This window comes from Streptomyces sp. NPDC001606 (assembly GCF_053596835.1).
Genome location: NZ_JBSFHC010000014.1, coordinates 172,266 through 184,237, shown reverse-complemented (window position 1 = coordinate 184,237; position 11,972 = coordinate 172,266). Strand labels below are relative to the sequence as shown.

The 11,972-nt window shown below is 72.4% G+C and carries 8 protein-coding genes; 7 read left to right on the top strand and 1 reads right to left on the bottom strand.

All coding sequences use genetic code 11. The annotated features are described in order from the left end of the window. The first annotated feature begins 104 nt into the window (after window positions 1-104). The 5 genes from ACWCV9_RS24865 (at window position 105) to hflX (ending at window position 7,365) form a co-directional block, all read left to right on the top strand. Window positions 105-683: a hypothetical protein gene (locus ACWCV9_RS24865; RefSeq protein ID WP_450789717.1), complete on the top strand. Its 579-nt coding sequence runs from the start codon at window positions 105-107 to the stop codon at window positions 681-683. 59 nt (window positions 684-742) lie between these two features. After that, the gene (gene dapF / locus ACWCV9_RS24860; protein ID WP_450789653.1) at window positions 743-1,612 is read left to right on the top strand and encodes a diaminopimelate epimerase; all 870 of its coding nucleotides are present in this window, start codon (window positions 743-745) and stop codon (window positions 1,610-1,612) included. 284 nt (window positions 1,613-1,896) lie between these two features. After that, window positions 1,897-4,068, top strand: coding sequence for a RelA/SpoT family protein (locus tag ACWCV9_RS24855; RefSeq protein WP_450789651.1), 2,172 nt, complete (start codon window positions 1,897-1,899; stop codon window positions 4,066-4,068). Window positions 4,069-4,191: 123 nt separating this feature from the next. Then, on the top strand, window positions 4,192-5,703 hold the full coding sequence (locus ACWCV9_RS24850) for a M1 family metallopeptidase (RefSeq protein ID WP_450789649.1): 1,512 nt from the start codon (window positions 4,192-4,194) through the stop codon (window positions 5,701-5,703). 171 nt (window positions 5,704-5,874) lie between these two features. Then, on the top strand, window positions 5,875-7,365 hold the full coding sequence (gene hflX, locus ACWCV9_RS24845) for a GTPase HflX (protein WP_450789648.1): 1,491 nt from the start codon (window positions 5,875-5,877) through the stop codon (window positions 7,363-7,365). Window positions 7,366-7,434: 69 nt separating this feature from the next. On the opposite strand, the gene ACWCV9_RS24840 is transcribed toward hflX, so the two are convergent. Further along, the gene (locus ACWCV9_RS24840) at window positions 7,435-8,658 is read right to left on the bottom strand and encodes a trypsin-like serine peptidase (protein ID WP_385840397.1); all 1,224 of its coding nucleotides are present in this window, start codon (window positions 8,656-8,658) and stop codon (window positions 7,435-7,437) included. Window positions 8,659-9,124: 466 nt separating this feature from the next. Between ACWCV9_RS24840 and ACWCV9_RS24835 the strand changes: the two genes are divergently transcribed. Both ACWCV9_RS24835 and ACWCV9_RS24830 read left to right on the top strand, forming a co-directional pair. Beyond that, window positions 9,125-10,144, top strand: a complete 1,020-nt coding sequence (locus ACWCV9_RS24835; protein WP_450789645.1) for an alpha/beta hydrolase — start codon at window positions 9,125-9,127, stop codon at window positions 10,142-10,144. A gap of 228 nt (window positions 10,145-10,372) precedes the next feature. Then, window positions 10,373-11,842 (top strand): diaminobutyrate--2-oxoglutarate transaminase family protein, encoded by a 1,470-nt coding sequence (locus tag ACWCV9_RS24830; RefSeq protein WP_450789643.1) that lies wholly within the window; start codon window positions 10,373-10,375, stop codon window positions 11,840-11,842. The last annotated feature ends 130 nt before the right edge of the window (window positions 11,843-11,972 follow it).

Below are 11,972 nucleotides of genomic sequence, written 5' to 3'. Positions count from 1 at the left end.
CGTGATGGCATCGGGATGCGCCGCCGGTCATCGCGGCCTTCGGCGCCGTGCCATCATCGAGCTTCGATCGACCAAGTGGAGCCAAGTTGGGAGGGCGCGTGGCGATGGAGGCCGGCCCTCGCGACACCGCACACAGTGCCGAGTACCTCACCACCGAGGGTGACGAGCCGGACCCGGCCGAGGGCCGTCCGGCCGTGGACCGCCCCGGCGAGGACGCCCTGTCCGGGGACCCCCTCGCCGGGGAACTCCTGGACGAGGAGCGGCTCACCGACGACGGGCCCGACGAGACACCGGTCGGCGTGACCGAGGACGGACCGGCGCCCGAGGAGATGTACACCAGCGGGCCCGAGGTCGAGGTCGAGCTGCGCCCGCAGCGCCGGCTGCGCATCTGGCAGCTCGCGCCCATCGTGGGACTCTCCGCCGTCGGCTCCCTGATGTTCGCCTTCCCGCTCGCCTTCGACTTCGGCGACAGCGGCGCGGTGATCGCCATGCTCGGTCTGCTGATCTGCTCCTGCGCCGCGGGCTGGGGCATGATGGCCGCCCGCCGGGTCGGCTACACCTGGCCCGGCCTGCCCGCGCGCGGCTCCGGCCGCCGCCCGGACTGGCGGGTCGTGCTCGGCTATGTGCTGCTGGTGGCCCTGGTGGCCGTACTCGCCGTGTGGCGCGTGGCACGGCTGCGCTGAACCTCCGCGGAGCGAGCCCGTACTCCGACCCGTACGATCCGACCCCGTACGATCGAGGAATGAGCACGCGGATCCCCTTCCTCAAGGGTCACGGCACCGAGAACGACTTCGTGATCGTCCCGGACCCCGAGAACGCCCTCGACCTGTCCCCGGCCGCCGTCGCCGCCCTGTGCGACCGCCGGGCCGGCATCGGTGGCGACGGAGTGCTGCGTGTCGTACGGTCCGCCGCGCACCCGGAGGCGCGGGCGATGGCCGCCGAGGCGGAGTGGTTCATGGACTACCGCAACAGCGACGGCTCGATCGCCGAGATGTGCGGCAACGGCTCGCGGGTGTTCGCGCGCTACCTCCAGCACGCGGGACTCGTGGGCGAGGGCGACCTCGCGATCGCCACGCGCGCGGGTGTGAAGACCGTCCACATCGCCAAGGACGGCGACGTCACGGTCGGCATGGGCCGCGCCCTCCTGCCCGAAGGGGAGGTCACGGTCTCCGTCGGTGAGCACAGCTGGCCCGCGCGCAACGTGAACATGGGCAACCCGCACGCGGTCGCCTTCGTGGCCGACCTCGCGCAGGCCGGCGACCTCTACACCCCGCCGCCGGTCAGCCCGGCGACCGCCTACCCGGACGGGGTCAACGTCGAGTTCGTCGTGGACCGCGGCCCCGGGCACGTCGCCATGCGGGTGCACGAGCGCGGCTCCGGCGAGACCCGCTCCTGTGGCACGGGCGCGTGTGCCGTCGCCGTGGCCGCCGCCCGGCGCGACGGCGCGGACCCGGCCGTCACCGGCACCCCGGCGACCTACACCGTGGACCTGCCCGGCGGACGCCTCGTCATCACCGAACGGCCCGACGGCGAGATCGAGATGACCGGGCCCGCGGTGATCGTGGCCGAGGGCGAGATCGACGGCGACTGGCTGGAAAACGCCGCCCGCTGACCCGGTGTCATGCAGGCCGTTTTGCCCCAGGGCCGTCGGAACAGCGGTTTCCGGTGGCCGGGGCTGACCGTCGGCGCGATCGATCCCCGCACGCATGGCGCAAACCGTAAACCTCGCCGTCGTCGCTCGAATGGGTGATCCGTTTCACGCTCGGCGAGAGGCGGTCTGCCGCGGGTGGTGGGCTCGGTAGCATCAAGCACCGGCACGGACGGGGGAACGTCGCCATCCCTGAGCCGCGTATGCCCTGGGGGCCCCGTCCGCCGGTCCACGAGCCGGAGGTGCCCATGAGTGCGGAGGCCACAAACCCTGCGACCCCTGGCCCGGTAGTGCCCACAGCGGCCACCGTGTCCGTCGCGCCCACCACGACCCGGCGGAAGTCCCGGGCCCGCCTCGATCTGCGCCGGCTCGGCCGGGCCGCGCTGCTCGGCCCCGCCGTCCGCGGCAAACTCCCCGACGCCATCAGCCATGTCGTGGAGGCGCACCGCGCCCACCACCCCGACGCGGACCTGGACCCGCTGCGCCGCGCCTACGTGCTCGCGGAGTCCTCCCACCGCGGCCAGATGCGCAAGAGCGGCGAGCCGTACATCACCCACCCGCTCGCGGTGACGCTGATCCTCGCCGAACTGGGCGCCGAGACCACCACGTTGACCGCCTCGCTGCTCCACGACACCGTCGAGGACACCGATGTGACGCTGGACCAGGTCCGGGAACAGTTCGGCGAGGAAGTGCGTTATCTGGTCGACGGCGTCACGAAACTGGAGAAGGTCGACTACGGAGCCGCCGCCGAACCGGAGACCTTCCGCAAGATGCTCGTCGCCACCGGCAACGACGTGCGCGTGATGTCGATCAAACTCGCCGACCGGCTGCACAACATGCGCACCCTCGGCGTGATGCGCCCCGAGAAACAGGCGCGGATCGCCAAGGTCACCCGGGACGTCCTCATCCCGCTCGCCGAACGCCTCGGCGTGCAGGCGCTGAAGACCGAGATGGAGGACCTGGTCTTCGCCATCCTGCACCCCGAGGAGTACGAGCACACCCGCGAACTCATCGCCGGGAACGCGGCCCGCGCGGACGACCCGCTGACCGAGGTCGCCGACGAGATGCGCGGGGTGCTGCGCGAGGCCGGCATCCAGGCCGAAGTCCTCATCCGGCCGCGGCACTTCGTCTCCGTCCACCGCGTGGCCCGCAAACGCGGCCGGCTGCGCGGCGCCGACTTCGGCCGCCTGCTGGTGCTCGTCCAGGAGGACGCCGACTGTTACGGCGTCCTCGGTGAACTGCACACCTGTATGACGCCGGTCGTCTCGGAGTTCAAGGACTTCATCGCCGTACCCAAGTTCAACCTCTACCAGTCGCTGCACACCGCCGTCGCCCGCCCCGACGGCCAGGTCGTCGAAGTCCTCATCCGCACCCACCAGATGCACAAGGTCGCCGAGGCCGGTGTCGTCGCGCTCGGCAATCCCTACGCGCCCGTCGCGGACCCGGCCGGCACCGGCGCCCTCGCCGACGGGGAGCGGGCCGACCCCACCCGCCCCGGCTGGCTCTCCCGCCTCCTGGAGTGGCAGCAGGCCGCCCCCGACCCCGACACCTTCTGGTCCACCCTGCGCGAGGACCTCGCCCAGGACCGCGAGATCACCGTGTTCCGGCCGGACGGCGGCACCCTCGGCCTGCCCGACGGCGCGACCTGTGTGGACGCCGCCTACGCCCAGTACGGCGAGGACGCGCACGCGTGCATCGGCGCCCGCGTCAACGGCCGCCTGGCCACCCTGAGCACCGTTCTCCGGGACGGCGACACCGTCCAGCTCCTCATGGGCCAGGACCCCGCCTCGGAGCCCTCCCGGGAGTGGCTGGAGCACGCCCACACCCCGGCCGCCCGCATCGCCATCCAGCGCTGGCTGGCGACCCACCCCGGCGGCGGCACCGCGACCGAGGACACCTCCGGTGCCCGTACCGAACCGCCCGCCGCCCGTCCGGCGGACAGCGCCCCCGCGCCGGGAGCCGCCCGCCCCAGGGGCGCCGACGTGCTCGCCGACCGGCCCGGGGCCGCCGTACGCCTCGCCGGGTGCTGTACGCCCGTACCACCCGACGAGATCACCGGCTTCGCCGTCCGCGGGGGAGTGGTGACCGTACACCGCGCGGAGTGCGCGGCGGCGGCGCACATGAAGGCCAGAGGGCGTGCGGAGATCGGCGTGCGCTGGGGGGAGGCCACCGAGTGCCGGGTCACCCTGGTCGCTGAATCGTTCGGCCGCCCCCATCTGCTCGCCGACCTCACCGAGGCGATCTCCTCGGCAGGCGTCGACATCGTCTCCGCCACCGTGGAACCGCCCAGCCAGCAGCGGGTGCGGCACACCTACACCCTCCAGCTCCCCGACGCGGCCCACCTCCCGGCCCTGATGCGCGCCATGCGGGACGTCCCCGGCGTGTACGACGTGAGCCGCGCCCGGCACACCGCCTCCTGAGCACAGCATCCTGCTCACGCCCTCCTGTGGACGGCTGTGGACGGCGTCCCGGGACCAACCCGTTCGGGTGGGGCCGTCGCGCGTCGCCGTCCCGGCACGCGCGCGTCCTGGTAGCGGTGATGCATGCTGCTCACCCCCCGCTCCCGCCCCCGGACCCGGACTCGGACCGTACGGCACCGCAGGGCGGCGGCCCTGCTCGCCTCCGCCGTCTCCGTCTGCCTGCTCGCCGCCGCGGCCCCGCCCGAGCCGCTCGGCATCGGCGACCGCCTCTACCCGTACCTGGGGAACCCGGGCTACGACGTGGCGTCGTACGACCTGTCCTTCAGCTATCCCGGCACCAACGACAAGCCGCTCCAGGCCGTCACCACCATCGACGCCTGGACCACCGCCGACCTGGACCGCATCAACCTCGACTTCGCCCACGGCACGGTGCGCTCGGTCGAGGTCGACGGGCGCCCCGCCGCGTTCACCCGGGCCGGCGACGACCTGGTGGTCACCCCCGACCATCCGCTGGCCGAGGGCGAGTGGACCCGGATCACCGTGCGGCACAGCAGCGACCCCGTCTCCGCCCCGGACCAGGACGGCGGCTGGGTGCGCACCTCCGACGGGCTCGCCATGGCCAACCAGGCCGACGCCGCCCACCTGGTCTTCCCGTGCAACGACCACCCGTCCGACAAGGCGATGTTCACCTTCCACGTCACCGCGCCGAACGGCTACACCGCCGTCGCCAACGGCCTGCCCGTCGGCGCGGACCGGGTCGGCCCCACCACCACCTGGAGCTACCGCACCCAGCACCCCATGGCCACCGAACTCGCCCAGGTGTCCATCGGCCGCTCCTCCGTGCTGCACCGCGAGGGCCCGCACGGGCTGCCGGTGCGCGACGTCGTGCCCACCGTCGACCGCAAGGCCCTGGAACCCTGGCTCGCCAAGACCCCCGACCAGATCGCCTGGCTGGAGAGCAAGGTCGGCCGGTACCCCTTCGAGACGTACGGCGTGCTCATGGCCCAGGCCTCCACCGGCTTCGAACTGGAGACGCAGACCCTCTCGCTCTTCGAGAAGAGCCTGTTCACCCAGCCCGGCTACCCCCGCTGGTACCTCGAGTCGATCATGGTGCACGAGCTGTCCCACCAGTGGTTCGGCGACAGCGTCAGCCCCCGTACCTGGTCCGACGTCTGGCTGAACGAGGGCCACGCCACCTGGTACGAGGAGCTGTACGCCGAGGAGACCGCGCACCGGCCCATGGCGGACCGGATGAAGGCCGCCTACGCCGCCTCCGACCGCTGGCGCGAAGCCGGCGGACCCCCCGCCCGGCCCAAGCCTCCCGCCCCCGGCCAGAAGATCGGCATCTTCCGGCCCAACGTCTACGACGGCGCCGCGCTCGTCCTCTACGCGCTGCGCCAGAAGATCGGCCGGCCCGCCTTCGAGCGCCTGGAGCGGATCTGGGTCCGGGAGCACCGGGACTCCACCGCCACCACCGCCGACTTCGTCCAGCTCGCCTCGACCGTCTCCGGCCGCGACCTGAGCGGCTTCCTCAAGGACTGGCTGTACGGCGCGAAGACCCCGCCGATGCCCGGCCACCCGGACTGGAAGCCCCTGCCGCCGACCACCTCCGCCCCCCAGCGGGCCGTGCGATAACACGGTGACGCGACGTGCCGCCTCGTGCGACCATCTTCCGGTCGGCGCGACACGCGGGACCCGGGAATCTCCCGGGGTACTCGTACGTTGACACCACACGAGCGGTCCCTCGCGACCGCCGTGTCCAGGCCATCACGGCACTCCGGCACTCTCCATCGACATAAGGATCAAATGACCTCCTCTTCTTCCCCTTCCCAGGACACCAAGCGCCTCGCGCACGCCTATCCCGAGGGTCTTCGGGCCGATGCCCTGATGGAAGAGGACGTCGCCTGGAGCTACGAGATCGACGGCGAGCGGGACGGCGACCAGTTCGACCGCTCCGAGCGCGCGGCCCTGCGCCGCGTGGCCGGCCTCTCCACCGAGCTGGAGGACGTCACCGAGGTCGAGTACCGCCAGCTCCGCCTGGAGCGGGTCGTGCTCGTCGGGGTGTGGACCACCGGCACCGCGCAGGACGCCGACAACTCCCTCGCGGAGCTGGCGGCGCTCGCCGAGACCGCGGGCGCGCTCGTGCTCGACGGCGTCATCCAGCGCCGCGACAAGCCCGACGCGGCCACCTACATCGGCTCCGGCAAGGCCGCCGAGCTGCGTGACATCGTCCTCGAGACGGGCGCGGACACCGTCATCTGCGACGGTGAGCTGAGCCCCGGCCAGCTGATCCAGCTGGAGGACGTCGTCAAGGTCAAGGTCATCGACCGTACGGCGCTGATCCTCGACATCTTCGCCCAGCACGCCAAGTCCCGCGAGGGCAAGGCGCAGGTCGCGCTCGCGCAGATGCAGTACATGCTGCCGCGGCTGCGCGGCTGGGGTCAGTCGCTGTCCCGGCAGATGGGTGGTGGCCGCGGCGGCCTCGCCACGCGTGGCCCCGGTGAGACCAAGATCGAGACGGACCGGCGGCGGATCCGCGAGAAGATGGCGAAGATGCGCCGGGAGATCGCGGACATGAAGACCGGCCGCGAGGTCAAGCGCCAGGAGCGCCGGCGCAACAAGGTGCCGTCCGTCGCCATCGCGGGCTACACCAACGCCGGCAAGTCCTCCCTGCTCAACCGCCTCACCGGCGCCGGCGTCCTGGTCGAGAACGCCCTGTTCGCGACCCTGGACCCGACCGTCCGCCGCGCGGAGACCCCGAGCGGCCGCCTGTACACGCTGGCGGACACCGTCGGCTTCGTCCGGCATCTGCCGCACCACCTGGTCGAGGCGTTCCGCTCCACCATGGAGGAGGTCGGCGACTCCGACCTGATCCTGCACGTGGTGGACGGCTCGCACCCGAACCCGGAGGAGCAGCTCGCCGCCGTGCGCGAGGTGATCCGGGACGTCGGCGCCACCGACGTACCCGAGATCGTCGTGATCAACAAGGCGGACGCGGCCGATCCGCTGGTCCTTCAGCGGCTGCTCAGGATCGAGAAGCGCTCCCTCGCGGTCTCCGCCCGCACCGGCCAGGGCATCGAGACGCTGCTCGCCCTGATCGACGACGAGCTGCCCCGGCCCTCGGTCGAGGTCGAGGCTCTCGTGCCGTACACCCACGGCAAGCTGGTCGCCCGCGCCCACACCGAGGGCGAGGTGATCTCCGAGGAGCACACCGCGGAGGGCACCCTGCTCAAGGTCCGGGTGCATGAGGAGCTGGCGGCGGACCTGGCCCCCTACACGGCGGTCTCCGCGGCCTGACCCACGGCACGACGAAGGCCCGCCACCCCCCCTGGGGCGGCGGGCCTTCCGCCTACCGGTCTCAGCTCGTCACTGCCCGGCGAACTTCTTGCTCACCGCCTGGTACACGCCCTTGGCCACGGGACCCAGCCGGGGACCGGCCAGCCAGCCCGAGCTGACCGGGCCGATCGAGGTGTTGGACACCAGCGCCGGCTTGCCGTCCGAGCCCGTCTCCACCCAGCCGCCGCCGGAGGAACCACCGGTCATCGTGCAGCCGATGCGGTACATCGTCGGGTCGGACTGGTTGATCGACAGCCGCCCGGGCTTGTCCTTGCACTGGTACAGCAGCTGACCGTCGTACGGAGGCGCCGCCGGGTAACCGTCCGCGCTGATGCTCTGCACCTTCGGCACGGCCGGCGCGTCGAAGTTCACCGGCAGCGCACCGCCGACCGTCTCCTCCAGCGACTTGCCCTTGTTGCCCTGCTCCGGCGTCACATGGATGACGGAGAAGTCGTAGGAGGCGCCGTTGCCGCCGGTCTCCCCGCCCTGGTCGATCCACTGCTGGGAGGTCTGCGCCGCGTCCGCCCACCAGACCCCGTACGGGGCGATCTGCGAGCGGGAGGCCTTATTCAGCTGGGCGGTCGACATGGCCGCGTTGTTGTACGACGGCACGAAGGCGAGGTTGCGGTACCAGCCGCCCTTCTTGCCCGCGTGCACACAGTGGCCCGCCGTCCACACGAGGTTGGACTTGCCCGGGTGCGCCGGGTCCTCCACGACCGTGCCCGAGCAGACCATGGTGCCCTCGGGCGAGTCGAAGAACAGCTTGCCGAACGGGGCCGCGTTGGTGTGGTACGGCGCCGCGACCGCCTGCGCCTTCACCGGCTGCGGCGTCGGGTCCGTCACGCCCTGGTCACCGGAGATGTCGTTGTTGTCGACACCCTTGTCCGGGTCGTTGGCGTGGCGCATCCGGTTCGGGTCCCACAGACCCTTGATGATCGGGTTGATGAAGTCGTTGGCCTCGCGCAGCCAGTCCTGCCTGTTCCAGTTCTTCCAGGCGCCGTTCTTCCACTTGTCGATGTCGATCCCGTGCTCCTTGAGCTTCTGCTTCAAGTCGTCCGGAATCTTGATCTTGCCGTCGCCCGAGCCGGCCGCCGTCGCGGAAGCGGTCGGCGAGCCGTCGGCTTGGTCGTCGCCGTTGCAGCCGGTGGCGGTCAGCGCCAGCGCCGAGGCGAGGGCGACCGCCGCCAGCGACGTGGAGGCGCGACGCGGGCCCCTCCCTCGCCCAGCGGTGGACGACGGCCGTATGGATCGCATGTTCTTGACTCCCCGTGTGGTGAAGTGACTCGGCGCTCATCGAGGGCACCAGCGGTGAACCCAGGGAGAGTTCACCCACCGGTCCCACGACGTTCTGGGAACGGCACCACACCTTATGCGTTCCCTGTGGGGGACATCCGATGGAACGGCAACGGTTCGGCTACAAGCCGTCTGACCTGGTCGGTATCCAGGGAGCCGGCTCATATCCCGAGACCCGTGGGAGAGTTGCCGGACCCTCCCCCCGGGGATCCGCCGGATGGCCGCGCCGGGGTGCACACGCTGACGAACCGTGAAACTCTCTCCTTCCACCCCGCACGGGGTGCCTTGGGAGGGGCACCCCGGGAAACGACGGCGCGCCGGAGGGTACGGAGGCGAGGACCTCCCTCGCTCCCCGGGCCCCTCGTCCACTCGGCCGAACGGCTGACATCCTGTGGACCGTCCGGCGACACAGAGGGAGACGACACCGATGTCACACACCGCTCCGGCGCCGGCGGCATCCGTCCCGCCTCCGTCGCCCCCCGTCGAGAAGATCGAGCTGACCGCGGGCGCGGTACGGCTGTCGGGGCTGCTCGCCCTGCCCACCGGCACGGAACCGCGTGCCCTGCTCGTCGCCCTCCACGGCGGAGGCATGGGAGCCGGCTACTTCCACGGGCATGTGGACCCGTCCGCCTCCCTGCTGTCGCTCGCGACCGCGGCCGGATATGCCGCCCTCGCCCTCGACCGCCCCGGCTACGGCGCCTCGGCCGGCCTGCTGCCGGAGGGCATGGACCTGGCCGACCAGGCGTCCTGCGTCCGGGAAGCACTGCGCGGCTATGCCGCCGAGCATCCGACGGGCGCCGGATGCTTTCTCGTCGGCCACTCCTTCGGGGGAACGCTGGCCCTCACCATGGCCGCCTCGGCAGTGCCGGACGACCGGCTGATCGGGGTCGACGTGTCGGGCGTCGGCGGCCGCTGGGCCCTGCCCCCGGACCGGCTGTCCTCCCCCGGACGGATCCCCGACTCCCGGCTGCACTGGGGCCCGCTGTCGCTGTACCCCTCGGGCACCTTCCTGGTGGCGCGAAAGGTCGTCGGCCCGTTCCCGCCCCGGGAGGCCGAGTCCGTCCGGGACTGGCCCCGCGCCTACGCCGGGCTGGCCGCCGCCATCCGGGTGCCGGTGCGCTTCACCTTCGCCGAGCACGAGCGTTTCTGGGCCTGCGACCCCGACGCCGTGCGCGAACTGACCGCACCCCTCACCGCTCCGCTGGTGCGCGTCCGGCATGAGGCGGGTGCCGGCCACAACATCAGCCTCGGACACGCGGCCCACCGCCACCACCGCTCCGTCCTCGCCTTCCTCGAGGAATGCCGGGCCCGGCAGGAGCAGGAGACGGCTGGAGCGGGGGCCGTGGAACGGGAGACGGTCGGAGCGGGGGCCGCGGAACCGGAGGTCGATGAGCCGGTGATGGCCGAGCGGGGTTTGGTCGAGCGGGGCTTGGCCGAGCAACGCTGACGGCCGCGGCGCCGCATTCCGCCGCCGCGCCCGGCGGCGACCCCAACGGCCATCCCAACGGCGACCCCAGCGGCACTTTCGGCACGGCAACGAACCCGGCATGACCCGTAACCCGCCGCACGGTCCGCGGTTGTAGGCGGTGGGGGCGTGCCGGCGAAGCCGCTCCCCGCTCATCAACTCGCCTCCGAACAGCGGGGAGGACAGCCCACCGTGGCCGTGACGGAGCCGATGGCTGAAGGCACAGACAGGGAACGGCGTGCCGTACACGAGGGGATCCTCAGACGGCAGTCGGCGCGTGAGTCCTCGGCGCGCACCTATGCCCGGGCGCTGCCCATCGTCCCGGTCCGGGCCCGGGGACTCACCATCGAGGGCGCCGACGGCCGCCGCTACCTGGACTGCCTCTCCGGCGCCGGCGCGCTCGCCCTCGGCCACAACCACCCCGTCGTGCTCGAAGCCGTCCGCGGTGTCCTCGACTCCGGCGCCCCGCTCTCCGTCCTCGACCTCGCGACCCCCGTCAAGGACGCCTTCGTCACCGAGCTGTTCCGCACACTGCCGCCCGCCCTCGCCGCCCGGGCCCGCGTCCAGTTCTGCGGACCGGCCGGCACCGACGCCGTCGAGGCCGCCCTGAAACTGGTCCGCGCCGCCACCGGCCGCACCGGCCTCCTCGCCTTCACCGGCGCCTACCACGGAATGACCGCCGGCGCCCTGGCCGCCTCCGGTGGCGCCCGCGACGTCCAGGTCACCCGACTGCCCTATCCGCAGGACTACCGCTGTCCGTTCGGCATCGGCGGTCCGCGCGGTGCCGAGCTCGGCATCCGCTGGACGGAGTCGCTGCTGGACGATCCCAAGTCGGGCGTCCCGCTGCCCGCCGGCATGATCCTGGAACCCGTCCAGGGGGAAGGCGGGGTGATCCCCGCGCCGGACGACTGGCTGCGCCGGATGCGCCAATTGACGGCGGACCGGTCGGTCCCGCTCATCGCCGACGAGGTGCAGACCGGCGTCGGCAGGACCGGTGCCTTCTGGGCCGTCGACCACAGCGGGATCACGCCCGACGTCATGGTCCTGTCCAAGGCCATCGGCGGCAGCCTCCCGCTGGCTGTGATCGTCTACCGCGACGACCTCGACGTCTGGCAACCCGGCGCCCACGCGGGCACCTTCCGCGGCAACCAGCTCGCCATGGCCGCCGGTACCGCCACCCTCGCCCATGTCCGTGAGAACGGCCTCGCCGCCCGAGCAGCCGACCTCGGCTCCCGTATGCTCACCCGACTCCGGCGCGACCTCGGTGCCTTCCCATGCGTCGGAGAGGTACGCGGGCGCGGACTGATGATGGGGGTCGAAATGGTGGACCCGGAGCGGGAAGCCGCCGGCCTCCCCGAAGCACCTCCGGCCGACGACAGCCTCCCGATGCCCTCCACAGCGTCCCAGCTGGAGCCCACCGCCGTCCGCACTCCGCGACCCGCCGCCCCCGAACTCGCCACGGCGGTCCAGCGTGAGTGCCTCCGGCGGGGGCTCATCGTCGAGCTGGGCGGCCGTCACGCCGCCGTGATCCGGCTGCTTCCCCCCTTGACGATCAGTGACGAACAGGCGGAGGCCGTCCTGGACCGCCTGACCGACGCGGTGGCGGCCGCAGCGCGCGACCACGAACGCAACGGCCCCGATCACCCACACCATCAGGGCCCGGCCCAGCGCACCGGCTGAACCCGGCACCCGTCCCACCCGCCCATATCCCCGGCACATACCAACTCCCCTCGATACCGGCCACTCAGGCCACTCCCCGCCGTCCACCGCCCGGACGCCCGCTCACCCCAGGTCCCCACCCTGGCCAACC